This window comes from Paenibacillus algorifonticola (genome assembly GCF_050481745.1).
GTDB classification, from domain to species: domain Bacteria; phylum Bacillota; class Bacilli; order Paenibacillales; family Paenibacillaceae; genus Pristimantibacillus; species Pristimantibacillus algorifonticola_A.
In genome coordinates this window covers 555,257-580,770 of record NZ_JBCNGR010000008.1, presented here as the reverse complement: position 1 = coordinate 580,770, position 25,514 = coordinate 555,257, and the positions used below count along the sequence as shown (strand labels likewise).

Below are 25,514 nucleotides of genomic sequence, written 5' to 3'. Positions count from 1 at the left end.
TCAATTTAGGGGGACAGCCCATGAGTACAGCGTTATTGCAAGAGCTTCATCAAGAGGTAAGAAGGCTTTATATTGCCGGGAGCGATCTGGCTGCGGGAGATTTTCGATTGAAGCGCCTTCTGCCTCAATTCGAGCAGCTAGGCGAACGCGCAGCCATTTTCAAAAGACTGGGAGAGGGCATTGCAGCGCTGCTTGAATCAGCCGAAGGCACGGGAGCATCCGTGAAGCTGCAAGAGCTGGCCGTACTGCTTGGCTCTGTGCTCTACACGCAAGGCCAAACAGCGGTGGATGGCGAGGTTTTGGATCTGGCAAGCGAAGGGGCTCCATTATCCACAAGCTACTCCTATCGCAAGCTGGCCGAGGTGCAAAAGGCGCTTTCTACGACAGGCAGCGGCCGCTACGAAATCGTGACTGATGCTTTTGCCGAAGGGCTATTCAACGATTTGCGCCTATTTCCATTTGCGATTCGTGCACTGGACGATCCCTATTCCGAAATGGCCGAATTTGCCATGGATAAAATTTTGCCCTCCTATGGCTCAGCGGTAGTTCCGTATTTGATCCGATGCTTTAACCGCTCTGGCGGCAAAAGCGATGTGCGTAAGCTGCGTGTTATTTATAAGGCAGGTGGTGCAGCGGAGCTGGATCTCATCTTTGATGCGGCGGAGTATGGGGCAGATGAAATTAGGGCTGCGGCCATTGAATGCCTTGCCGCTCATGAGAAATATATCGATGCCATAATAGGCTGGACGCTGGACAAAAAGAAGCCCATTCGTGAAGCGGCTTATGCCGCCTTGGCAGCAGGAGCTTCCGATCAGGGCACAGAGCGTTTATTTGCGGCGTTTTCTGGAAAAGACATCGAGCTTGCGGCGGAGGCGCTCAACAGCTGGCCTTCTGAGCCGCTGACGGAAAGGCTTATTCCCCTGTTTAGGGCAGAGCTGGATCAGGCTCCAGTGAATAATAAGGATGAGAAGGCTAGCGATAAAGCGTGGGCGAAAGTACAGCCGTTTTTGAGAGCGTTCGAATATGTGCGCATGCCCCAGCTTGAGGAGCTTTATTATCACATTGTGCGTGAAGCGGACCGATTCACCGCTTTAAGCTGGATTACGCTGCTGGACAAAGCAGCGCAATACTTGGAGCAAACGAATTCCACGGAAGTATTAAGGCTGCTGCAGGAGCTGGATCACAAAAATCATCGTTTTTTGCCATATTCATTCCGCATGGCGAAGCGTCTTTTGCCTCCTGAGGAATTATACATGCATTATGTGGGTTCTACTGCGAGCAAGCTGAAATCGGTCTTCACCAGAGCAACCAGCGCCCGTGATCGTCAGATGCTGGATACGATGGAGTACATGGTAGCCAGCTATGACTATTACAATGGGGAGATCAATACGGCGGCGCCGCTGATTGAAGCTTGGGATGGCCGCTGGCTGGACTGGCTCATTGATCGTAAGCATTGGAAGCTGATTGCTGTTTTTGCACGGCCTGGGCACAAGAGGGTAGAGGAATTTCTGCTGCAGAATCTGCAAGAGTGGAAGGAGGAGGAGAAGAAGAAAACCAGTTTAAATACAATTGGCGTACATGTTTTTAAGGGGTTGGAGCATGCCGGAGTGGAAGAAGCTAGGCGCCTTGAGCTGTTAATGGAGATTTTGGAGGTTTCAAAGGACAGAAGCCTGTACAGTTTCTCTGTTTATCTGTTCCATTTAATGCTTCGTTTCCCGAAGGGCTATGCAGACCGCCTGGAAGCTATTCTTCCGAGCTATAGATACGACTGTGCGAGACAACTGGAAGAAGTTATCGCCTTATTGCGGAAATAAGGGCTGTCCTAATGCTGAATGTTCAAAAGCCTATTTAAACTTAAAGGAGATGGACAAATGAGTACAGATCAAGAACAGCTTCAGGATATGATGCGGCTGCCGGCAGAGGTTTTGTACAGCCACGAGCTGGAGGCGCTGCGCAAGGCAGACAAAGGGAAAATTCCGGCAGGCTGGCAAATGTCGCCTCGCTCGGTGCTGACCTTCATCGTTGGCGGCAAAGCCGGCAAGACGATCATTACGCCTAAATATATCGGCAATACCCGCTTAATTGAGATGGCGATTGCTACGCTTGTTACGGACCGCGCCTTGCTGTTAATTGGGGAGCCGGGCACCGCCAAATCATGGCTGTCGGAAAATCTGGCAGCCGCGATCTATGGCAATTCCGGGCTCGTCGTGCAGGGAACTGCCGGAACGAGCGAAGAGCAGGTGCGTTATTCTTGGAACTATGCCATGCTGCTGGCTAATGGGCCTACGCCTGAGGCGCTTGTGAAAAGTCCGATTATGCGTGCGATGGAGGATGGCGGCATTGCCCGCTTTGAGGAAATTTCCCGCTGTGCGTCGGAGGTGCAGGATGCGCTCATTTCGATCCTTTCCGAGAAGACGATATCGGTGCCCGAGCTTGGAAAAGAGACGAGCGCCCGCAAAGGGTTCTCGATTATTGCGACAGCCAATACCCGGGATCGCGGAGTGAATGAAATGTCTGCGGCGCTCAAGCGACGGTTCAACATCATTGTGCTTCCGGCACCATCGGATCTGGAAACAGAGCTTGAAATTGTGAAAAAACGGGTCGGCGAAATTGCGGCGTCCTATGAGCTGGAGGCTTCCCTTCCAGCAGATGAGGCGCTGCTCAAAGTGGTTACGATATTCCGCGAGCTGCGCAGCGGCATGACGCTCGACAAGAAAGAGAAGCTGAAATCGCCAGCAGGTGTCATCTCGACTGCGGAAGCGATCTCTCTGCTGACCAATAGCATGGCGCTGGCCGCGAGCTTTGGCAGCGGGGAGCTGTCAGATAGCGATTTGGCTGCCGGTCTGCAGGGCGCCATTGTCAAGGATGATGATAAGGACAAGCTCGTCTGGAAGGAATATTTGGACAACGTCATGAAGAAGCGGGGAGCGGAGTGGCGGAATTTGTATCAAGCCTGCAAGGAGATGAACGAGTGAATGTAAATGCTGACGATCAGGTGTTTATTTTCGGAGTTCGCCATTTGTCTCCTGGCGGGGCGAAGCAGCTGCTTGAGTACCTGAATGAGCGTGAGCCGACGGCGGTGCTTATTGAAGGTCCCTCGGATGCAACTGGCGAGATCAAGCACTTGACACATGCCGCTACTGAACTGCCCGCAGCCATACTAGCCTTTACCGAAGAGCTTCCCGTGCGTACCGTGTTATGGCCCTTCGCTGTATATTCGCCGGAGTTTCAGGCGATGAAATGGGCCAAGGAGCATGGCGCATCCGCGGCATTTATTGACCTTCCTTCATCGGTGACGCTAGCGCTGCAGGATGCGCTCCGATCAAAGGAAAAGGAGCCTTCTGCTGTACCCGAAGGGGAGGAGAAGCGCTCCATTTACAGCCGGATTGCCGAGCTTGCGGGTGAGAGCGATTATGATATGTATTGGGAGCGCAGCTTTGAGCATAATGTCAATCCCGGCGCATACCGGGAAGCCATTCTCGCTTTTTCGGCGGAGATGCGCGAGCTCGGCGAGGCGAAGGAGCAGCGCGAGCGTCCAGCTGAGCATGCCTATAATGCATTACGAGAGTCTTATATGCGGCGACAGATCCAGCAAACGATTGCTGCGGGCCATGACCCGCAGCGTATTGTAGTCGTCTGCGGCGCCTATCATGCTGCTGCTCTAGCGGATTTGACACAGGCGATGAGCGATGAAGAGGCAGCGGGACTGCCTTCCCGCAGCACCAAGCATACGTTAATGCCTTATTCCTATTATAAGCTGTCGACGATGTCGGGTTATGGTGCCGGAAATGATGCGCCCCACTACTTCCAAATGATGTGGGAAGCGATGGAGAGCGGAATGCTGGAGCAGCTTCCACACCGTTATCTCGCCTCGGTTGCCAGACTTGTACGGAGCGGGGGCACTCGCCGCTCTACCGCCGAGGTGATTGAAGCTGTACGCATGGCAGAGTCGCTCGCTGCACTGCATGACGGCAGCGCGCCTACTTTGCGCGATCTTCATGATGCTGCTCAAACGCTGCTCGGGCATGGGGAGTTATCTGCTGTCGCTGAGGCGCTGGCAAGAGTTGACGTGGGAACGGCGATAGGCCGCTTGGCAGAAGGAGTGAGCCAAACCCCTATTCAAGACGATTTGAACCGGCAGCTAAAAAGATTAAAGCTGGAAAAGTATAAGACGATAGTCGCCAGCACCCTAACGCTTGATCTCAGAGAAAACCGCAGGGTCGCTTCAGTGGAAGCTGCTTTCTTGGACTTAAACCGTTCCATCTTATGCCACCGATTGCTTTTGCTGGGCATATCTTTTGTGAAAAGCCAGCCAAGCGGTCAGGAAGGGGCAACCTGGGCGGAAAATTGGCTCATTCAGTGGTCGCCGGAAGCTGAAATTCAAGTTGTGGAAGCGACGCTGCTCGGGGAAACGATTGAAGTGGCGTGTGCCTATGTGCTTCGTGAGAAGCTTCTTGCCTGCCGCTCTATTGAAGAAGCCTCGGCGCTCATTCATGTTTCCTGCTGCTGTGGCATGACCTCGCAGATGGAGGAAGGCAGCAGAGTGCTGCAGACGCTGGCTGCCGACAGCCGCGATGTCGTGCAAATTGCAGCAGCGGCACGGGGATTATCGATGATTATTGGCTATGGCGATATTCGCAAGGTAGATACACAGCCGCTTATTCCGCTGCTGGAGCAGCTGTTTCACCGCGGCTCCTTGTATTTGCTGGATGGCGCGGGCTGCAATGATGAAGCAGCAGGCGGCATGATTACGGCGATAAACGAGCTCAACCGCATTTCGCAGGACCATAGTGAAATCATTGACGACAAGCAGTGGGTGCAAGAGCTGCTGCATTTATCCGAGCGGGATGACCGCAATCCCAAATTGTCGGGCTTTGCCTGTGCTATTTTGATGGAACGGGGTGCGATTACGGCGGAGCAGTGTGCTGCGGAAGTTTCACGGCGTCTTTCCCCAGGCATTACGGCTGATCTTGGTGCAGGCTGGTTTGAAGGGCTATCGATGCGCAATCGCTACAGCCTGCTCTCACGGACAAGCTTGTGGGAACAGCTGAACCATTACATCAATTCGCTGCAAGGCGATGAGTTTAAGCGGGCGCTTGTCTTTTTACGGAGAGCGTTCAGCTCCTTCTCTTCAAGGGAGAAGACGATGATTGGCGAGCTGCTGGGCGAGCTGTGGGGAGTAAGCGGGGAACAGGCTGCGGAAATAATAACAGGTGAGCTAATGGAGGAAGAGATGAAAATGCTGGATGATCTGAATGATTTTGACTTTGAGGACCTTTAACGTATGGAGGAAAATCGGAAAGAAAATACAGTATCGCGCTGGCGGCTGATTTTGGGACAAGAAGCGGAAAGCCAATTGGCTAGCTGCAATGAAGACGGACAGCTTGGCCTGACGGAAGAAGAGCTTATTATGGATGCGGCGCTGGCAGCGATTTATGATGAAAGCGCCGCGGCTGGCAGCGCGAAGGGCGGCTCCGGCACTGGAGCCGGCAGAGGGTCAAGCGCAGGCCACGGATCGCTTAACCTGTCCAAGTGGCTCGGCGATGTGAGGTCGTTTTTTCCAGAGGATGTCGTGTCTATTATTCAAAATGATGCGATGGAACGCAAAGGCTGGAAGCAGCTGCTGTTCGAGCCGGAACTGCTCGCTTCCGTAAAGCCGGATATTCAGCTCGTGGGCACACTGCTGTCGCTTAAAGGGAAAATTCCTGAGAAAACGAAAGATACAGCGCGCCTGCTTGTGAAAGCGGTAGTAGATGAGCTGGTGAAGCTGCTGGAAACCGATATTCGCCGCGCGGTGACGGGAGCGCTTAACAAGAGACAGCATTCGCCGCTGCCTTCCCTGAGCGGGCTGGACTGGAAGCGGACCATTCAGCGGAATTTGAAGCATTATGATACGGAGCGGCGGGTCATCATTCCTGAGAAATTTTATTATTTTGACAGGGCGCAGCGCAGCAGGGAATGGACGGTCATTATCGACATTGATCAGAGCGGCTCGATGGCCGATTCGATTATTTGGGCTTCGGTTGTCGGCTCGATCTTTGCCAGCATCCCGGCCCTAAATACAAGAGTAGTCGTATTCGACACAGAGGTTGTGGATTTGACCGAGCAATGTGCCAACGATCCCGTGGATATGCTGTTCGGCATTCAGCTTGGCGGCGGCACGGATATTCATAAGTCGGTCAAATATTGTGAGCAATTTATTGAAGAGCCGAAGAAAACGCTGTTCATTATTGTCTCGGATCTTTATGAGGGTGGCAATCAGTCCGGGCTTATTCGCCGAATGCGTGAGATGCGGGAATCGGGTGTGCGCACGATGTGCCTGCTCGCTTTATCGGACAAGGGCAAGCCATTTTACGACGAGGGACTTGCCAAACAGCTGTCCCGCGACGGCACGCCGTGCTTTGCCTGTACGCCCGCCTTGCTCCCTGCCCTTGTGGAAGGCGCGCTGAAAGGACAGGATTTGGCAGAGCTGTCGAAGCGGATTGGGACTTTGTAAGGCTGAAGCGGCAGCTTATAGCCTATATGTTTCTGTAAAATGGGGATTTTAAATTGCATTTCTACTACAGTTTCTAGTCGTATTATGTATATAAAATTTGGCCCATTTCTTCCATTTTTATTGAAAGAAATGGGCCAACTATTGATGATCGAAAGGTTGCGTTTTCCATGAAACAATCAATTGCTGTTCTGTTAGTTTCTTGCCTATTATTCTTATCATTCAGTGCAAGCGTTTCGGCAGAAAAGTGGAGCAAGCTGCCTACACCTCAATGGACACAAGGGACTGGCTCCGATTATCTGGAAGTAAAGAATGACATTCATGTGTTGCCCAATAAAAAAACAGTTTATATGCATATGCAGGATGAAAAAGTTTATACCAAAGCATGGCCTTATGATACTCTGAAGGCTGTTGATTTAGACACAGGGAAAATTAAATGGACGTATCATTTTTATAAAGCAGGCATTGGTTATTTTAATACAGATAATTCTTTTTTATACGCTCCCAATGGAACGGTGTACGCCTACTTTGAATGGGAAAATGTTCTCTTTTCAATTCATGCAAGCGGCAAAGAGAATTGGATGATTCGACTTCCAGATCAAGGAAAAATGCACTTAATGTCAGATGGCACATTGCTGCATGTCGTTTCTACTTCATCTAAAGCTGGAGAGGAAACAAGTACGGTGTATGGATATAATAAGGAAGGTAAGCAATTGTTTAAAAAATTAATTAAAGGGACTGTTGCAAAAGTATCAGATACTTTAATTATAGTTGAAAATCATTCGGCATCCTTTACAGATTTTAAAGCGGATATCTACAATTCTTCGATGAACAGAGTTTTTCGTTATAACTTTCCGCAAGGCTCTTATACAGATCTAAGCCATTCTCTGCTGTTATCTAATGGAAATATTATTTTTAGGGCTAATTTGAACAAAACAGGCAATCGTCTCATAGCCCTTTCATCAAAAGGCAAGGTGTTGTGGGGACGTGATATTCCAGGAAATTCAGAGATCGTTGCAGCCGGAGACAATTACATGGTTTACTTAAATAAAACGGTCTCATTGTATAATACAAAGGGACTTGTAGCAAAGCAGACATTTAGTAATTTGAATACTGAAATTCCGATATATCCACTAGCAGAAATGACAGGAGACGATAATATATTATTAAATCTTAGAACAGCTCAATATGTTCTTGATCAGAAAAAATTATCTGTACTTCAAGAGTTCGTACTAAATGATACTGATGCTGAGATCATTTATTACAATGACAATACCTTATTTTCTCACTTGAAAAAAGCAAATAAAATAGCTAAATATAAATTGAAATAGAAATCATTCAGCTAGTGGAAATTTGTTTCCTAAAAGACACGGAAAGGGCTCTCCGTGTCTTTTTTATTTTTTCAATACACCGAGTATGGTATGATAACAGTCACGAATCAGAGCGACTAATCATCTAAGCTTTGAAGCAAAAAAAGGAGATCAAAATCATGTCTAGCATTATAGCGAAACCATTTGATAAAGAAATGCAGAACACACTAGGCGAGATTACGACGACCTATCATGCAAGCGAATTGAGCCAGAAGGACCAAGCGGAGCTGCCGGAAAACATTTATGTAATTGAAGCAGACGAGACGATGGTCGGATACGGCGTCATCTGGGAATATGCAAGCGGCAAGCAGCTGATCGAAAAAGCCGAAAAAGATTATTTTAGCGATGATGAAAAATATTTGGAAAAAGATTTTTATATCGATATTAAAAATAAAAAAGATTTTGTTTTTATAGAAGCGCTCGATGTGCTGAAGGAATATGAAGGCAAAGGCCATGCGGCTTCCTTTATCAGCTGGCTTAAAGCGAAATATCCGAAAAAGAGAATGTATGTGTACACGCTGGATAAATCGCGCAACTTCTGGTTCAAGCAAGATTTTGAAGTACTCGGCACGACAGCCTGGATGACCTATAACTAGCCGATGAACATTGAATTTGAAAATCATACGATATCGTTTCATGTTCAATATGGCAATCGGGAAAAGAAAATCTCCATTCAGATCGAGCCTTCAGGCTTCATCACGGTTAAAGCGCCGAAAGCGGCAAGCGAAGAAATCATTAAACGGGCTGTCGAGCGGCATGGGAAATGGATTTTAGAGCAGACGCGGCATCTTGCGGAGGCTAATAAAGCGCCCCAAACGAAGCAATACCAAGATAAAGAAAAATTTCTTTACCTTGGCAAAGAGCATTTGCTGCATGAATTAATCGAGACAAACAGTTTAACTGAGGAGGAGCTGCGAAAAAACCTCAAAAAGTTTTATTTTTCAAGCTGCAAAAAAATAATTGGCGAACGTCTGCCTCTTTATCAGGCGCAGCTGAAGGTAAAGCCCAAAACGGTTGAAATCGTAGAGTCCACGACGAAGTGGGGAAGCTGCAGCGCAACGAAGCATCTGACCTTCAACTATCGTCTGGCGATGGCGCCGATTGAAGTTATTGATTACGTCATTATCCATGAGCTTTGCCATCTGCTGCATATGAATCATGATCGTTCTTTCTGGCGGCGGGTTGGCAGCATTATGCCGGATTATAAAGAAAAGGAACAGTATTTGGCCAGATACGGAAGCTTCATGACGCTCTAATCTAGTAGGAGACAAGCACGCCATATTGCTTGAAAAAGCCCATAATCGCAGCCTTGTCCATCCGCGAATCCGGCAGGTCCTCTGGATAATAAACGCCAGGGGCGAGCGGTTCATTTTCAGGCATCAACAGCAATTTCTCGGCTTGGACAGCAGCTCCCAAAGCGGTAAGGTGAGTCTGGCCAAGAGGGTCCGAAATGGCGATTCGCCGTTCAACAGGGTGTCCATTAGGGTCTTGTCCCTTTAGGTGAATAAGCACATGATGGGCGCTGCCGGTACCTGGATTGTAGAGCAGGCGTTGTCTGAACGAACGGAACCTTTTTCCGCTGATCATCTTCCATATGCCGCTGTTAACGAGTCCCACAAGCAGAGAGGTGGATGCTTTACTGTCGAAGGAGATGCGGAAGCTGGCTGTGTGAATATGGCTTGCCTTAAGCAGTGTCACATGATCAGGGGTGTCAAGCCGATAGCATTTTGCCTTATAGCCATTGGGAAACTGGACCTTCACCGGATCGGTCATCGGATGGACAAGTCGGTTTCTCCCCGCTTCCGTAATATGAAAGGGGATGCTCATGCGATCCATGTATGCGGTAGAATCTGGGCCTGCTTTATCCCGCAGGGAGTAGAGGGCATGGATATCGACAGCTACGTTGTCAAGCGAATCGGCATGCAGCATAGCGAATAGAGAGGCCGTTCCTGCCATCCAGCCTGAAGACAGCACGACAGGAGCATGGAGCTCCACCTTTCTCAATTTAGCAGAAGCCTGCTCGAATAGCTCCGTCCAGCGCGTCACGTCGATAAACGGGATTTTTCTTCTCACGGCAGCTAGAAGCAGCTTATCCTGCAAATCGTTGACAGCGCTAATAATGAGCGAGATATGCTCGCCTGCATGCTGCAGCGGATCTTCCGCATTCGTATCTACAACCGCAATATGTACCCGTTCAGACTCAAAGGCTGCGGCTTTCCCCGGCGACCTTCCTCCCAAAATAATTTCCAAATCCGCATGCCGATCAAGTAAAATGTGGGCGATCTGCCTGCCAACTTCTCCATATCCCCCAACGATAAGAACCTTGTTTCTATTCATAAAATGAACCTCCGATTAAATGTTTATATGTTTAAGTTATTCAACCTATAGCCGTTTGAAAAAGGAATGGCAGCAAGCTAGCCTAATATTGGCACTAGCATTGGCATTCCTCTTCTACGAATTGGACAAGCTGTTTCATAAGCGCAATCGCATCATTGATTTCAAGCCGATAATACATTTCGGTTCCTTTTTTCTGAACGGTAAGCAGCCCTGCCTGACGCAATATTTTCAGATGATGGGAAACGGTAGGCCGCGACATCGGAATATGCTCAGCAATTTGCGTTACATTCATACTGTCTTTATCGATTAGCAGCGATATAATTTGCTGGCGAACAGGGTCCCCCAAGCCTTGAAAATACGGGCTTAAGCTTTCAAAAATGTGAATCGCTTTCTGATTGCCGATAAATTCGCTCATGGCTCCACTCCTCTGCTATATGGTTTAATTGTTTAAACATATCGCCAAGTATAATTCATTTCACACAAAAATTCAAATCCACACAAAATGTCACAAAAACCAGCTTCTACTCGTTATATGGGCAAAATGATTTACAGGAGACCAGGTGTATGCTTAATAATGCGTGTGGACGCCAAATGGTGTGCTTGATATGATCGATACAAGAAATGCTGGTAAGCATAGATGGGGCGTGCGAAGTGACGGAGCTTTATGAACGGTACAAAAATCTTTTATTCCAGCTGGCTTATCAGCTAACGGGTTCGGTATGTGACGCGGAGGACGCAGTTCAGGACGTATTCATCAAGCTTCAGCGAGTGGACCCGGCGCGGCTGCAGGAGCCAAAGGCGTATTTATGCAAAATGATGACGAATCATTGCTATGACCTGCTCAAATCTGCGCGCAAACGCCGGGAGCAGTATATCGGGCCATGGCTGCCCGAGCCGCTGCAAATGAACGCGGATGATGGATTTGAAGCCGTCGTTCGCGGTGAGCTGCTGTCTTATGCGATGCTTGCATTGTTAGAGCGTCTATCGCAAGCCGAGCGGGCGGTATTTGTGCTCAGAGAAGCGCTCTCGTTCGATTACGCCGCCATAGCGGAAATTACGGGCAAAAGTGAAATGAACTGCCGCAAGCTGCTAAGCCGCGCCCGGGGAAAAATGGGCGTTTCGGAGCAGGAGCTTGCGGGGGCAGGCGCCGTTAGCGACGAGTGGGCGCAGCAATTTCTCGCAGCTTTGTCCGAGGGGAAGGTCGATACGGTGCTGTCTATGCTCGCTGAAGATGCCATGCTGTTATCCGATGGAGGAGGCAAGGTGAGCGCCGCTATACGTCCTATCCAGACGAGCGATCATGTGGCCCGATTCCTGATGGGCATCATTCGCAAGGCAGGCGAAGGAGAGGACGAGCGCTTCAACATCGAAATCACGAAGTTGAACGGCCAGACCGCCATCCTGTTCAGGCAGCATGAGCGCATAACCTCCGCCATATTCCTCCATATGAAAAACAAGCTGCTGCAAAATATTTATATTATCCGCAATCCGGATAAGCTGGAGCGATTGAATCAGCAGGCCTTATAGCAAACAAATAAAGATTCACCAATTTAAAGGGGTTAAAACAACGACCGAGGAAAATACGACTGCAGCGCAGCCGCAATTCATGTAAAATAAAAGGGTTGGCAGGCGGATTAGCAGCTTGCCAGCCCTTTAAGCTAGTGATGGAGGCGATGCAATGACCTTGCAAATTTTTATTCTTGGAACGTTGAGTGAAGCGGAAAGCCATCCGTATGATATAAAAAAACGGTTGCTTAAGTCGCTCGGCAATACGATTCCCATAAACGATGGAACGCTGTATTACCAATTTGATGTGCTGCAAAAAAAAGGGCTTATTCAAAAGCTTGAGGTCGTCCAATCGGATAATCGTCCAGAAAAGACGACTTACGGCATTACAGATAAAGGCCTCAAAGCGCTGGAAACCGAAATTTATGCCGCTTATCAGAACGTCACGAGCATAACGGCTTTATATGCTACGCTTTTTTATTTGGACAAGATCGATAAACACAAGCTGGCTTATTTGATTGAGGAAGCGATTGACAAGCGCCAGGCTAAACTCAGGCTGATTGAGGAAACCGATCTGGATACGCTGCAAATTCCGCAGGACAAGCAGCAGCCGCTTGAGCTGCTGACGGACCATGCCTACCATTTGATCCAGAGCGACGTCGCTTGGCTGCAGAAGCTGCTCGTTTATGTGCGAAGCGAATAGGCCCATCGTGGATAAAATTCAATATTTGTCGCAATTTAATCTGCTTCATTCCTTGTCGATGGAAGATTTAATCGAGATGGAGGAGCTGACCGTCATTACGCCTTTTCCGAAAAATACATTTATTCAGACGCCGGCATCCTTTGCCGAAGGACTTTATTTTGTGAAAAAGGGCAAGGTGCGCTTGTATCAGCTTAGCGCGGAGGGCAAGCAGTTCACTTCGGATATTTTGAGTGAAGGCAATGTATTTGGGGAAATGGCGATGATTTCGTTTGGAACGCGGAACCATTACATTGAAGCGGCCGAAGACAGCCATATTTGCTTAATGGACCCAAAGCGATTTGAAAGTTTTCTGCTTCATCGGCCCCGGTTTATGCTGTCACTGCTTCAAGTATTAAGCGAACGCTTGAATGGCATGAGCCAGTTGACGCAGCATTTGGCGCTCGGGAACCTGCATGATAAAATTTTGCATGCGCTTATGCGGCTCGGCAAGGACTTCGGCCTTACTAGCGCGGGCGAATTCGATAAAATTAACTTTCCGCTCTCGCATCAGGAAATTGCCCATCTCGTCGGGGCTAGCCGGGAATCCGTGACGATCGCTCTGCAAGAGCTCGTTAAAGAAGGGTTGATTAGCACCGGCTTTAGAACGATTTGCATTCATCAAGGCAAGCTTCTGGAGCGTCTGGCAACTTAGCTGCAGAAACAAAACTAAACAAAACAAAAGCTGTAAGCTGCCTTACAGCTTTTACGTTCCCTTTTCGCGTATTTTATAAATAGCAGCTTGCTTTGAAGGCATTATCGGCTACTACCCGACGATGCGTGCTGGCATGCTGCTATTTTCAAAAAGGAAAGGGAGAGTTTCATGGATAACGATATGCGGATACCGGATGTTATTTTGCACCGTAAAGGAGCTCGAAAAATAGATGATATTCCGCCTAAGGTTGCCAGTCTGCTGAATGAGGGCAAGCTTGAAAGTGCCAATTTGACCGAATGGCTGGCCGTTGACCATAAATTGCTGCTGCATGCCGTAACAGGTGAGCTGAGCCTTGGACAGGATGCTGAGCCCATGCTGCTGCGGATGAACGCATTCAGCGAGCGTAAAATCATGAAGGTCATTCCGGCCATAGCTGGAGAATGGCTGGCATGGTTTGAAGGCAAAGATGCTGCGGAGCGATCTAGCCTCTGCGAGGCACTGGCGGGCCACCGCTCAGACAGTGTCCGCTGCTGGGCCGCTTACATCATCGGGCTCGATGCCCAATTGAGCTTGGAGCAGAAATTGGCAGGCATCCGTCCATATGCAGCAGACCCTCATTTTGGCGTGCGCGAAATCGCTTGGATGGCCGTCAGAGAGCCCATTATTCGCGAATTAAGCGCAGCATTGGCTTGTTTCAAGGGCTGGGTAACGGATGCTGATCCCCATATTCGGCGGTTCGCTATTGAAGCGACGCGCCCGGTAGGCGTATGGGCCAAGCATATTGCAGCTTTAAAGGAAGATCCTGCACCTGCTTTGCCGCTATTGGAGGCTGTTTGCTCCGACCCGGCAAAATATGTGCAGGATTCGGTAAGCAACTGGTTGAATGATGCTGGCAAAACGAATCCGGATTGGGTGCTTCAGGTTTGCAGGCGCTGGCAGGAGCAGTCCGAGTCGAAGCAAACGAAGCGGATTGTAACAAGGGCAACACGAAACCTGCTGAGCCTATAATAACAGCTCCCGCAACAGGAAGCGGGTGAATCGTATTGATGAAGAGCATGCGCAGGGGCACATGCTCTTCTTTTTAACTTTTATTGAGAAGGTTTATCATTTATAATGGTGGAAAAGTGGTTTGGCTACAGTAGGGGAGAAGCAGGGTGAAGCTGGGTGAGCATATAGCCGTATGGAATCATACAGCGGTGAAAATATTTGATATTCGACATATTGTCGTGAATGCTGGCGAACGGCTGAGTGACTATCGTTTTCCTGCTAGCGGTTTTTTGTATGGGGTAAAAGGGACAGCGAGCTTGCATTTGGACGGCCAATTTCATAAATCGCGGCGTTTTTATTTGCTGCATGGCGCAAAGGGCATGCGGCTGGAAATCGAGGCCCAGGAAGAGTTTGAATTTTATTTGCTGTATTATCGGGCAAAGCTTGCTTTCTCTGGCTGGAGGGAAATTCGCCAGCTGCTGGAGCGCCGATGCCCTTTTGAAATGCAATATGGGTTTGAGCCCGATGAGCCGCTGGCCATGCTCGTGCTGATGTCAACGATGAATCAGACGCTGAAGAATGAAGGAAGTCTCGGCAGCGTGCAAATTAAGGGGCTGTTCTACCAATTTGTGCACGAGGTGCTGGGCCAGCTGAAAACAACGGAGGCGGCCGTCAGCAAGCCGGATCTTGTGACTCAGGCAATACGTTTTCTGCACGAGCATTATCAGGAGGGCATCTCGCTGGATGAGCTTGCCAATCGCTTTAATTACAGTCCGCGTTATCTGTCGATGAGGTTCAAGAAGCAGACGGGCGCAAGCCCGATTGACTATCTTATTCAAATTCGCATTAAGGAAGCGAAAAAGCTGCTGCTGGAGACGGGGGCCACACTTCGGGATATCGCGGCGTATGTCGGTTATGCGGATGAATATTATTTCAGCCGTTTATTTAAGAAGCAGACGGGCCTATCGCCAGCGCATTATCAGGCCAAGGAGTGAGGCAGCGGCATAAAGGAAGATAGTCCATTCGACAGTACCAAATTGTCCATTGGATCGTACGAACAGCAACGTTATAGTATGGATGGTGGTGATAATCATTATCAATATTATGGCGGAGGGTTTACAAATATGAAACGAAATAAAAATTCAGCACTAATATTGAGCGTGCTGCTCAGCTTGACGCTGCTGCTTAGCGCTTGCTCAGCGGGAGGAACCAATGCGGGTTCAAACACATCCCAGACTACAACGAACGTAACAGCAACTTCTGCGGCCAATGCCGATACGGCTGGTGAAGCGAGTACAAGGACAATTTCCACGGTAACAGGAGATGTTGTCGTGCCAGCGGAGCCGAAACGGATCGTTGTGCTGTATATGCTTGGTGATGCGGTTGCTCTTGGCATTAAGCCAATCGGTATTTCTGAGGTTTATGATGGAGCAGCCTTCTCTGAGCAATTGGAAGGTGTGGAATCGCTGGGCCACTGGAATGAAGCGAACCCGGAGGCGGTTATGGTGCTTGATCCGGATCTGATTATTGCCAATTCCGAGGATAATTATAGGATGCTCAAGGATATTGCGCCGACCGTGCTTATTCCAGCTGATCAAATCTCGACAGAGGAGCGGATTAAGAAGCTTGGCGAAGTATTCGGCAAGGAGAAGGAAGCGCAGGGGCTGCTGGACAGCTTCCAGAGCAAAGTAGAAGAAAGCAAAGAAAAGCTTCGCACAGCGGGCTTGCTGGACAAGACGATTACGATTGTCGAAGGCGGCAATAAAGAAATGCTGGTCATTGAAAGCAAGGAGTATGGTCGGGGCTCGCAAATCGTCTATGATTATTTAGGCATGAAAGCGCCGGAGATTATTCAGCAGAAGATCGATAAGACAAAAACGGTAGAAAGCGAAATGGTATCCATGGAAGTGCTGCCACAATTTATGGGTGATTATGTGCTGCGCTCCTCATGGGAGGGAATGGACGACCTGTCTGAGCATGCCGTTTGGAGCAGCTTGGCTGCGGTGAAGGCTGGACATGTTATTGCAGCGGATTTTGGCTTGTTTTATTACACCGATCTTTATTCCTTGAATACGCAGCTGGATGTCATTACGAACGCTTTGCTGGCGACCACATCGAGCAAGTGACCATAAGACGGCTATGTTGAAAATAAAACGTTCTGCTCTTATCATTCAGAGCAGAGCGTTTTTTATTGTGGCAGGTCGCCGCCTGCATAACATTTTTTATACTGGCTACTGCTCACTCAATCATCCTGAATTGGTTGCCACTAAGAATGATTATCAATTATAATGGAGTAAAATTTAATCGTTCGGTTGAGCTTGCAATAGGGGAGTGGAGCGGCAGTATGCAATTAAATGAACATCTACGGTTATGGAACCATGTTTTCATTAAAATAATTGATATTCGCTATTCGGCAATGGACAAAGGGGAAGAGCTTTCCTCTTATCGGCTGCCTGCTAGTGCGTTTATGTATACGGTGCGCGGAAGCGCGAAAATCTGGCTGGACCGCCAAATGCATATGGCCAAGCGATTTCATATTTTTCATGGCGGCAAAGGCATGAGCTTGACTATTTTAGCAGAGGACGAGCTGGAATATTATATGATTTTGTACAAGCCGACGCTTGCGCTGCCGGGCGCACAGGATATAGCGAAGCGGATAGAGAAGGATAATCCTTTCCATTTTCAATATGCGTTTGAGCCCAGCGCTCCGCTTGCTTTGTTCGATAAAGTCGAGCGTCTGTATGAGGAGTGGAGGCAGGAGACGGGGCTGGGCAGGCTGCAGGTGAAGGCGGGCTTTTACCAGTTTGTCCATGAGCTGCTCTGGCAATGGCATCAGCAGGAAATGGACCCGATTCGGCCGGACTTGGCAGCACTAGCCGTTCGCTATATTCATGAGCATTACAATAATCCGCTCACGCTGGAAACAATTGCTGCAGCATTGGAATGCAGTGAAGGGCATCTATCGAGATTGTTCAAAAATAAAACAGGCAGCAGCCCTATGCATTACTTAGGCCTGATCCGCACCCAGCGAACGACTCAGCTGCTGCTGCGGACGGATGCCACCTTGCAGGAAATTGCCGAAAACGTAGGCTTCCCGGATGCCCATTCTTTAAGCCGCAGCTTCAAAAAGTATAAGGGGATTTCTCCAGCTCGGTATAGAGAGAAATATGGCATGGAAGGGAAAGGTCGGGATTTGCCCTTATCGATGCAAGGAATTGCCGTTCTGCAGCCTCCTTTTTATCCTTATAATGATACTGAAAATCATTTTCATTATTGGACAGGGAGAGAGTTATTGATGCAAAGAAGAACGAAAATAGCAGTTATGGTTTTAGTGATGTGTTTTACCTTGCTCGTAAGCGCATGCGGGGGAGCGGCAAATACGAGTGTCAGCCCCTCGGGGTCTGGGACTAACCAGTCGGCTGGTGCTGCGAATGCGGAGACATCGCCTGCGGCTCAGCAAACGGAGCCACAAGCCGCGACCCGAATCGTAGCTACGCCTAAAGGTGACGTAGAGGTGCCTGCCAATCCGCAGCGAGTTGCGGCCGATCAATATATGGGCCATCTGTTAAAGCTCGGCATTGTTCCAGTTGGAGTTAGAAGCTATATGTTGAATGAGGCTTGGATTAGCGAATCCGGTATTTCACAGGACGTTCTGGATGGCATAGAGGATCTGGGGGATTTTCCGCTGAATTTGGAGAAGCTGACGTATTTGGAGCCGGATCTCATCATTGGCTCTATTGATGAAAATATTGAGCAATATGAGAAGGTTGGAACGACGGTGTTTTTGCCTTATTGGGAAGGGCTGAAGACAGCGGGACCGCTGGATAAATTCCGCAAAGTAAGCACGATCTTCGGCAAAGAGCAGGAAGCTGAGCAGTGGATTACGGAATATGTTGCAAAGGTTGAAGAAGCCAAAGCGAAAATAGCCGGAATCGTCAAAGAAGGCGAAACGGTATCCATCGTCCAATTCGGATACAATGCGCTATATGTAATGGCGGCTGAGGGCGGCAATTATGGCAGCTCAACCATTTATCAAATGCTGGAGCTGTCGCCAACGCAGCAGGCGAAAGATATGAAGGAGGGCTTTGCAAGTATTTCATTGGAAGTTCTGTCTGAGTATACGGGCGATCATATCTTTTTATACGGGGCAGATGATGAAGGCAACGAAGAAATATTGAACAGCCAGCTGTGGAAGCAGCTTCCTGCTGTGAAGAAAGGCCAAGTGTATGCTTACGGCTCATCTGGTGAAAAAGACGATGAGTTCGTTATGGAAGATCCGTATTCCCTGGAGCTTCAACTGGAGAAAATCGTCAACGTCATGACGGCGAATCAAAAATAATCGGTAGAAAGCCGCCAGTCCTGTTTAGAGGATTGGCGGCTTTTTCACGCTGGGATATGGACGTCTGATAATTCATCTAGAAGTTTGACTAACAACTAAGTGGCAGGGTGCGATTTTAGCCTTCCTGTTTAGCGAACAAGGTGCTCGCTAATAGGGAGATCGTTTGCTGATAAGTGGCGTGGGCGGAGGGAACATCGCCAAAATGCCCGCCCATTTGCAGATGGATGACACCATGGAGAGCTCCCCAGACGAGGCGGACAATTTCTATCGTATCCGTCGGTGCCGCCGCTGATAGGAGACCCTGCTGCTGGGCGCTGCCGATGACATGGATTAATTGCCGCATAGCCGTCACGGTGCCCTGCATGCTTTCCTCATCCGGCTTGAAATCGCCGAATGCTCCGCCAAACATAAGCTTGTAGTAGCTGGTGTAGCGCTGGGCAAACTGCCAATAGGTTTCGCCTAAAGCGAGCAAATGCGCTCTCGGGTCGGCTAGTGCAGGCGTTGCTTCAAACTCGCGAGCCATTATTTTGCAGCCATCGAGGTACAGCTGCTGGGCTAGACCCTCTTTATTCACAAACAAGCTGTATATGATTTTGGTGGAGCAGCCCATTTTCTGTGAAACTTTACGAACGGTAACCGCCTCAGGGCCTTCCTCCTGCAAAATAGTAGCCGCAGCATCTACGACAAGCTTGCGGAGATTTTCGGTATTTTGCAGCCGTGCTTCCTGGTAGGTTTTCAGCTCGCGTTTATTCGTATTAAGGGAACGATCCTGTTCACTCATTTTTATCACCTTCGTCTCGATCGAGCTGTTTTTAATCAGAAACAGAGTTTCCAAATTGCTTACCCAAATTCTATACAGACGACGTGGGCTTGTCAATGCGAACTAACAGCAGGCTGGAAGCGGGGTATGGTGGAAGGTTGACCGAGCAGCTTAGAAACCGGCTGTAGAGGAATTTTTTTGATTGATAAAAAAAGCATTGACAGCATGAACAGACTGAATTACTATGGTTCTATAAAGAAACACTGTTACCAAACGAAAGCTCACTTGGCTAACCCACGGTAATGGTGCTTATTTTTAAAGGTTTGGTAACAGTGTTTCTTTAAAATTACATTGTATATCAATAGGAGGACGTTATATGAATATTCAAGGAAAATGGACACTTGTTACGGGGGCATCATCAGGTATAGGAGAGCAGTTCGCCAGACAATTGGCGGAGAAAGGCAGCCATTTGGTGCTTGTAGCGCGGTCGGAGAGCAAGCTGAACAGCCTCGCCACCGAGCTTAGCAAAAAACACGGCATACAAGCAAAAGTCATTGCGCTGGATCTGTCCAAGGAAAGTGCGCCGAGCGAGCTGTATCAGCAATGCCAGCAGCTGAAGCTGGATATTGAGCTGCTTATTAATAATGCAGGCTTTGCTACGCATGGTTTGTTCGAGCAAGTATCAGGTGAGCGCCAGCATGAGGAAATCATGCTCAATGTTGCGGCGGTAGTGAGCCTGACCCATCTGTTTTTGCCAAGCATGCTGCGCAGAAATTCGGGTACCGTCATTAATGTATCTTCCACTGCTGGCTTTCAGCCGCTTCCTTATATGGCCGTCTACGGGGCGACGAAAGCTTTTGTCTTATCGTTCACGGATGCTCTATCGTGGGAAAATCGCAACCGCGGCGTGAAATTTTTTGCCTTCTGTCCCGGCTCGACCGATACGGATTTCTTTAAGGTCGTAGGTACGGAATCAGCTTCCGTCGGAAAAAAAGATACACCGGAAAGAATCGTCAAGGAGGCGCTGCGCAAGCTGGCGCAAGGCAAGTCGTATTTTGTACCGGGTATGCAAAATTATCTCGGAGCACAACTGTCGCGGTTCGTAACGCGCAAGCAGTCTCTACGGATCGTAGGCGGCATGCTCAAGCCTCGCTAACCATCCCATTCGCTATTACATCAACTTAGAGGAGTTATTTAAATGACAACTACAGTGAAAAAAACGAAAGCTTCCGCTAAAAGAAAAATCATCAGCCGGGTGGCCTTATCCCTAGTAGGGCTGCTCGTGGCAGGAGCGCTGGTTTTTGTTGCAATACCATCCCCAGTCGACCCGGTAAAATGGATCGCGCCAACCGCGCCTGCTTTCGAGGCGGAAGGGCCGTGGCAGCAGAACGACAAGCTCAGCTCCGCCCAACTGGTTACGGCTGCCCCGCATTTTCCAGAGTTTATTACCTTTGATAAGGAGGGACAGCTCTATACAGGCGATTCCGACGGTAAAATCTATAAGGTTCCGTTCGATGCGCAGGGCAATCCCGGGCAGGCAGAAGTGTTTGCAGATACGCAAGGAACACCCAATGGCATGATGTTTGATGCTAACGGGAATCTTATAGTGACCGATGTTCAGAAAGGCTTGCTTTCGGTATCGCAGACAGGGAGCATAGAGGTGCTTGCCGATTCAGTGGACGGAGAGCCGATTTATTTAGCCAATGAGCTCGATATCGCGAAGGATGGCACGGTTTATTTTTCCGATACGTCGAATTATGGCAAGGTGACCTTCAAGGAAATGGCAGAAAATAAACCGCATGGACGGCTGCTCAAATATGATCCGGCGACGAAGCAAACGTCAGTGCTGCTGGAAGGACTTTATTTTGCCAACGGAATTGCGTTGTCGGCAGATGAGGAGTATGTGCTGGTGGCAGAGTCGTATCGCTATCAGATGACCCGCTATTGGCTTTCAGGGGAGAAGCAGGGGACGGCAGATATTTTTGCTGAAAATATGGCTGGCTTCCCGGATAATGTAACGCGGGATGCGCAAGGAAACTTCTGGGTCGGCATTTTCACGAGCCGCTTGGCATTTGTTGATCAAATGCACAACAGCCCGTGGCTGGCTGGGCTGATGGCTAAAGTGCCGCAAGCGCTGCTGAATGGTGCCAGCGCGCCGGTGAAGCATGGGCTTATTGCCAAGTACAGCCCGCAAGGAGAGCTGCTCGAGAGCTGGCATGACCCGGAGGGCACGCTTTATGGCATAACGACAGCGGTCAATCATAACGGCTATTTATATATCGGAACAGCGCCTGGAGGCAGCGAGGGTGTATACCGCGTACCTTTGTCCTCATAGGCTGGTCGTATTCACCAATTGTAGCTTGTTGCGGATCGGATATTTAAATTAGAAAATCAATAATCTCTATTAGACGGCAGCAGGAAACAGGTGATAAGGTGAATTTAACTTAATTCATATTATAATCATGTGAATAGTAGTATATTGACCTTTTATCCTGAGAGGAGCCACAAGCATGAAATTTGCTTTATTCAGCTTGCTGATGAATATTCCCAATGCCGTCACTGGAGAGGCGCTCACCACGCAGCAAAAATTTCAAAATGTGCTAAATCAGGCGGTGCTGGCAGAAAAGCTTGGCTTTGACGCTTATGGAGTGGGGGAGCGGCATGGCGCGCCATTTTTGTCCTCGTCGCCGCCGGTCATTCTCACCGCAATTGCCGCCAGAACGTCGCACATTCGTCTGCTTACGACAGTTACCGTATTAAGCGTGCTTGATCCGGTGCGCGTAGCCGAGGACTATGCGACGCTGGACCATCTGTCCGGCGGGCGGCTGGAGCTCATTATTGGCAAGGGCAATGATCCGCGGCATTATCCGCTGTTTGGCATTACGGAAGAGGAGCAGTGGGAATCGATGGCGGAGCGGTATGCTCTGCTTAATCGGCTATGGACCGAGGAAGAGGTAAGCTGGGAAGGCCGCTACCGTACTCCGCTTGACAAGGTGACGACGCAGCCGCGCCCCTTCCAAGCGCGCATTCCGATCTGGCATGGCAGCGCATCAAGCCCGCTATCGACGGAGCTGGCGGCTAAATACGGTGAGCCGATTTTTTCCTCCAACAGCTTTCATCCACAGGCGAAATATAAGGCGCTGATTGATCATTACCGCGAGCGCTGGGCGTTTTACGGGCATGATCCGAAGGATGCGGTCGTTGGCTCGGGGGCAGGCAGCTTATATTTGGCGGACACGAAGGAAGAGGCGATTCGGCGCTACCGCCCCTATTATAACGCCTTTCAGTCGACGGATTCTGCGAAGCATAATCAATCGCCGTTCAAAGATTTGGAGGATAATATTGCGAATGGGCCAGCCCTTGTCGGAAGTGCGGAGCATGTGATTGAGAAGATTTTGGATTATCATCAAGCGTTTGGGCACGAGGTGCTGAGCATAAGCGTGGATGGGCTGACGGAGGCGGAGCAGCGCGAGCAGATGGAGCGTTTTGCCGCTGATGTCATTCCGGTATTGAAGCGGGAAATTCCGAGCAAGGTATGGGAGGGCAAACCGTTATTCTCGTACCAGAAGGTCTGATAGTCAGGCAATACTGCAACGTTTTATCTTTAATGATGAAGCCAAGGGGAAATTCCTCTTGGCTTCATGCTGTTTGAAATGGGATTTTCTAATTTTAGGGGAGCTGTTCGCACAAAATAAGCTCTACCTCAATAACGGTTTGCTGCGGCAAATATTCTCCCTCTATTTGCGATTTCAGCAAGGTGACAGCTGCTTGGGCAAGCAGATTTTCGTTCTGGCTGACATAGGAAATGCCCGGAAGGTCGGGATTATCGAAGGAGACGATTTCGGTTTCCCTGCGGTCAAGCTTCCCAAGCGATTGATAGGCAATTTGCGCTGTTTCAGCGGACAAAGCATAGATGGCGCTTACCTCGGGATGAAGGCTTAGGAAGGCCGTTACGTATGGCTCGGCCCGATCTGTGCGTAAAATATCGAGCGGAACATGGCACCATAGTGTTTTGTCGATGGATATACGTTTATCGATATACGCCTTCTCGAAACCCAGCGTACGGTCTTCAATCGCTGTATTCGTATTGTCAGGCGAGATTAAAGCAATATTCTGATGTCCTTTGCTTAATAAATAATTGATCGTCTCGTAGGACCCGGCTTCATTATCTGAAATAATTTGATAAGTATCAATGTTGCGCAGGTAACGGTCAATAAATACAAAGGGAAACTTATCGAGCGATAATCGCAGCAGCGATTCGTTGTATTTCTCGTCCTCGGTTGGGAAAACGATAATTCCCTTTACCCCAATCTCAGTCAATTTGTTAATCGCCTTTGACTCTTCCACAGACGATTCCCTCGTAATATGCAAAATCGTCTGGTACCCCGCTTCCTTCGCATGAAGCTCTACATAATCTACCAGCTTCTGAATGACCTTCGTCTTCAAGGTAGGAATGATAAACCCAATAATGTTATTCATGCCTTCAGCAGGCGAACCGCTTTGCAGCTCCGATTTCACGCTGAGAGCCTCATCGTTCACTTGAGCGACGAAGGTGCCCTTCCCTTGAATACGGGTGATCAATCCTTCTTCCGCCAGAGAGATCAATGCATTTTTCACCGTAATTTTGCTGACCCGGAATTCCTCCATAATTTCTTGCTCGGAAGGCACTCTGTCCTTGTAGCGCAATTCGCCTGTTAGAATCCGCTCTCTGTAATAGCTTTGTATTTGTTTGTATAAAGGCATTTTAACCATTGGCGCCACCTCAAAAGGAATGATAATTATAATATATCATCAAAATAGAGGGACTTAAAATAAAAAATATAATTAAGTGATTTTTATAACCAATTGGATATATAATATCGCTATTTTTTATTCTATAATCCAAATAGAAAGCGGTTACAATTCGAAATACCCATCCATAACTAAAGCGGAGGTCAACAAAATGAGAAAAGCGAAAGCAATATCAATGGCAAGCACCTTGTTTTTGGCAGTAACGATGTTATCTGGTTGCGGAAGTGCGAGCAATGGCAATGAGGGTTCCTCCCAGACAGGTGCATCTCCATCGGAGCAGGCATCCGCTCCTGCCAAAACAGACGCAGGCGAGAAAGTTACGCTGAGCGTCGTTCACTACATGGTTGAGAAGCCGAAGGTCGATACCTTCAAGAAGCTGACAGACAAATTCACTGAGCTGAATCCAAACGTAAGCTTCGATATCTCGGTTATGCCAGTAGATAAATACAACGATAACATTAAGCTGAAAGTCAGCGCAGGAGATACGCCTGACATTATATTTGGACGCCCTGCAGGCATGGTTGACATGACGAAGGCCGGAGCCTTTCTGGACGTCACGAATGAGGCTTTTGTAAAAAGGGTCGACCCAGCCTATATTCCAAATGTTACGTATGAAGGCAAGGTTTACGGTTTGCCGATTGACCTGATGACGAATGCCGTCATTTACAACAAGGATTTATTTAAAGAGGCAGGCGTTGAGGTGCCGAAAACCTATTCGGAGCTGCTGAAGGCTGCGGAGACGCTGCAATCCAAAGGCATTACGCCATTTGCAGCCTCATGGAAGGATGGAGCTTCCTACATGAGCTTTATGTGGCCGGACATGTGGGGGACGCTGCTTGTGAACAACCCTGATTATGCGAGCAAAATTATAGCTGGTGAAAAAAGCTTCTCGGACGTTGCTGGCTATAAGGACTTCCTGCAGCGGGTAAACCAGCTTAGCGCCTATGCGAACAGCGACGCCAAGGATATTGATTATGACCGTTCCTTGCAATATTTTGCACAAGGCAAAGCCGCGATGGATATTATGGGCAGCTTTGCGATTGGCAGCATTCGCAGTTACAATCCGAGCGGCAATTTCGGAGTGTTTATGTACCCGGCGACTGATAATCCAGAAGACAACTACATGACGTATTCCACGGATGATACATGGATGATCGGGGCCAAGTCGGCGAATGTCGAGATGGCAAAAAAATTCTTTGATTTTATGGCCTCCGATGAGGGAGCGCAAATTTGGGCGGATGGCGTACAGACAATCAGCACCATATCTAAAGATATTAAACCGGCGCAGCAGGATCCGATCTCGGCTGAGTTCCAAGCCGTTTTCCAATCCGGAAAAATTGTCAACAATCAGGTGAAACCGCTTTGGTACGGCCAATATGACGATACATGGCAAAAAGTGATGACCTTCTTCCTCGTGACCGACCCTGCCGAGCGCAATGTGGATGAGACGATTAAGAAACTGGACGATGGCTTTGCAAAAATCAATAAAATGAATTAACAGCTCTAGCTTTTCGGCGCTTGAATCGCATAGGGGCGC

Annotated in this window: 22 protein-coding genes; 18 read left to right on the top strand and 4 right to left on the bottom strand. The window is 48.8% G+C overall.

What is annotated here, in order from left to right; all coding sequences use genetic code 11:
• Positions 1 to 20: 20 nt before the first annotated feature.
• From ABEW34_RS10145 to ABEW34_RS10115, 7 genes are all read left to right on the top strand, one after another.
• On the top strand, positions 21 to 1,814 hold the full coding sequence (locus tag ABEW34_RS10145; protein ID WP_430157789.1) for a HEAT repeat domain-containing protein: 1,794 nt from the start codon (positions 21 to 23) through the stop codon (positions 1,812 to 1,814).
• A 57-nt stretch (positions 1,815 to 1,871) separates the two neighbouring features.
• On the top strand, positions 1,872 to 2,975 hold the full coding sequence (locus ABEW34_RS10140) for an ATP-binding protein (RefSeq protein WP_430157786.1): 1,104 nt from the start codon (positions 1,872 to 1,874) through the stop codon (positions 2,973 to 2,975).
• Positions 2,972 to 5,281, top strand: coding sequence for a DUF5682 family protein (locus ABEW34_RS10135; RefSeq protein WP_430157784.1), 2,310 nt, complete (start codon positions 2,972 to 2,974; stop codon positions 5,279 to 5,281). The genes ABEW34_RS10140 and ABEW34_RS10135 overlap by 4 nt, the downstream gene beginning before the upstream one ends.
• A gap of 3 nt (positions 5,282 to 5,284) precedes the next feature.
• Positions 5,285 to 6,496 (top strand): VWA domain-containing protein, encoded by a 1,212-nt coding sequence (locus tag ABEW34_RS10130; RefSeq protein WP_430157781.1) that lies wholly within the window; start codon positions 5,285 to 5,287, stop codon positions 6,494 to 6,496.
• Between the two features lie 167 nt (positions 6,497 to 6,663).
• Positions 6,664 to 7,824, top strand: a complete 1,161-nt coding sequence (locus ABEW34_RS10125) for a hypothetical protein (protein ID WP_430157779.1) — start codon at positions 6,664 to 6,666, stop codon at positions 7,822 to 7,824.
• A 158-nt stretch (positions 7,825 to 7,982) separates the two neighbouring features.
• Entirely contained in the window at positions 7,983 to 8,459 is a 477-nt protein-coding gene (locus ABEW34_RS10120; RefSeq protein WP_430157777.1) for a GNAT family N-acetyltransferase, read from the top strand.
• A 3-nt stretch (positions 8,460 to 8,462) separates the two neighbouring features.
• Positions 8,463 to 9,119 carry a M48 family metallopeptidase gene (locus ABEW34_RS10115; RefSeq protein WP_430157774.1) on the top strand — a complete coding sequence of 219 codons (657 nt, stop codon included), beginning with the start codon at positions 8,463 to 8,465 and terminating at the stop codon, positions 9,117 to 9,119.
• Between the two features lies 1 nt (position 9,120).
• On the opposite strand, the gene ABEW34_RS10110 is transcribed toward ABEW34_RS10115, so the two are convergent.
• Positions 9,121 to 10,200: a saccharopine dehydrogenase NADP-binding domain-containing protein gene (locus ABEW34_RS10110; protein ID WP_430157771.1), complete on the bottom strand. Its 1,080-nt coding sequence runs from the start codon at positions 10,198 to 10,200 to the stop codon at positions 9,121 to 9,123.
• A gap of 94 nt (positions 10,201 to 10,294) precedes the next feature.
• Entirely contained in the window at positions 10,295 to 10,615 is a 321-nt protein-coding gene (locus tag ABEW34_RS10105; RefSeq protein WP_056030054.1) for an ArsR/SmtB family transcription factor, read from the bottom strand.
• 236 nt (positions 10,616 to 10,851) lie between these two features.
• Between ABEW34_RS10105 and ABEW34_RS10100 the strand changes: the two genes are divergently transcribed.
• The 7 genes from ABEW34_RS10100 to ABEW34_RS10070 all read left to right on the top strand — a co-directional run bounded on the left by ABEW34_RS10100 (position 10,852) and on the right by ABEW34_RS10070 (position 18,426).
• Positions 10,852 to 11,727 carry an RNA polymerase sigma-70 factor gene (locus tag ABEW34_RS10100; protein ID WP_430157768.1) on the top strand — a complete coding sequence of 292 codons (876 nt, stop codon included), beginning with the start codon at positions 10,852 to 10,854 and terminating at the stop codon, positions 11,725 to 11,727.
• A gap of 151 nt (positions 11,728 to 11,878) precedes the next feature.
• A complete protein-coding gene (locus ABEW34_RS10095; RefSeq protein ID WP_056030046.1) occupies positions 11,879 to 12,409 on the top strand; it encodes a PadR family transcriptional regulator in 531 nt (176 codons plus the stop codon).
• A gap of 7 nt (positions 12,410 to 12,416) precedes the next feature.
• Positions 12,417 to 13,100, top strand: coding sequence for a Crp/Fnr family transcriptional regulator (locus ABEW34_RS10090; protein WP_430158566.1), 684 nt, complete (start codon positions 12,417 to 12,419; stop codon positions 13,098 to 13,100).
• Positions 13,101 to 13,268: 168 nt separating this feature from the next.
• A complete protein-coding gene (locus ABEW34_RS10085) occupies positions 13,269 to 14,108 on the top strand; it encodes a DNA alkylation repair protein (protein ID WP_430157765.1) in 840 nt (279 codons plus the stop codon).
• A 146-nt stretch (positions 14,109 to 14,254) separates the two neighbouring features.
• Positions 14,255 to 15,082, top strand: a complete 828-nt coding sequence (locus tag ABEW34_RS10080; RefSeq protein ID WP_430157762.1) for a helix-turn-helix domain-containing protein — start codon at positions 14,255 to 14,257, stop codon at positions 15,080 to 15,082.
• A 129-nt stretch (positions 15,083 to 15,211) separates the two neighbouring features.
• On the top strand, positions 15,212 to 16,213 hold the full coding sequence (locus tag ABEW34_RS10075) for an ABC transporter substrate-binding protein (protein WP_430157759.1): 1,002 nt from the start codon (positions 15,212 to 15,214) through the stop codon (positions 16,211 to 16,213).
• Positions 16,214 to 16,359: 146 nt separating this feature from the next.
• Positions 16,360 to 18,426 carry an ABC transporter substrate-binding protein gene (locus ABEW34_RS10070; RefSeq protein ID WP_430157756.1) on the top strand — a complete coding sequence of 689 codons (2,067 nt, stop codon included), beginning with the start codon at positions 16,360 to 16,362 and terminating at the stop codon, positions 18,424 to 18,426.
• A gap of 115 nt (positions 18,427 to 18,541) precedes the next feature.
• On the opposite strand, the gene ABEW34_RS10065 is transcribed toward ABEW34_RS10070, so the two are convergent.
• Entirely contained in the window at positions 18,542 to 19,207 is a 666-nt protein-coding gene (locus ABEW34_RS10065; protein WP_430157753.1) for a TetR/AcrR family transcriptional regulator, read from the bottom strand.
• A gap of 355 nt (positions 19,208 to 19,562) precedes the next feature.
• Between ABEW34_RS10065 and ABEW34_RS10060 the strand changes: the two genes are divergently transcribed.
• The 3 genes from ABEW34_RS10060 (at position 19,563) to ABEW34_RS10050 (ending at position 22,761) form a co-directional block, all read left to right on the top strand.
• Positions 19,563 to 20,342: an SDR family NAD(P)-dependent oxidoreductase gene (locus ABEW34_RS10060; RefSeq protein WP_430157751.1), complete on the top strand. Its 780-nt coding sequence runs from the start codon at positions 19,563 to 19,565 to the stop codon at positions 20,340 to 20,342.
• A gap of 42 nt (positions 20,343 to 20,384) precedes the next feature.
• Positions 20,385 to 21,521 carry an SMP-30/gluconolactonase/LRE family protein gene (locus ABEW34_RS10055; RefSeq protein WP_430157748.1) on the top strand — a complete coding sequence of 379 codons (1,137 nt, stop codon included), beginning with the start codon at positions 20,385 to 20,387 and terminating at the stop codon, positions 21,519 to 21,521.
• A 175-nt stretch (positions 21,522 to 21,696) separates the two neighbouring features.
• Positions 21,697 to 22,761 (top strand): LLM class flavin-dependent oxidoreductase, encoded by a 1,065-nt coding sequence (locus ABEW34_RS10050; protein WP_430157745.1) that lies wholly within the window; start codon positions 21,697 to 21,699, stop codon positions 22,759 to 22,761.
• A gap of 94 nt (positions 22,762 to 22,855) precedes the next feature.
• Here ABEW34_RS10050 and ABEW34_RS10045 read toward each other — a convergent pair whose 3' ends face one another.
• On the bottom strand, positions 22,856 to 23,938 hold the full coding sequence (locus ABEW34_RS10045) for a GntR family transcriptional regulator (protein ID WP_430157743.1): 1,083 nt from the start codon (positions 23,936 to 23,938) through the stop codon (positions 22,856 to 22,858).
• 190 nt (positions 23,939 to 24,128) lie between these two features.
• On the opposite strand from ABEW34_RS10045, the gene ABEW34_RS10040 reads away from it, so the two are divergent.
• A complete protein-coding gene (locus tag ABEW34_RS10040) occupies positions 24,129 to 25,475 on the top strand; it encodes an ABC transporter substrate-binding protein (RefSeq protein ID WP_430157741.1) in 1,347 nt (448 codons plus the stop codon).
• Positions 25,476 to 25,514: the final 39 nt, after the last annotated feature.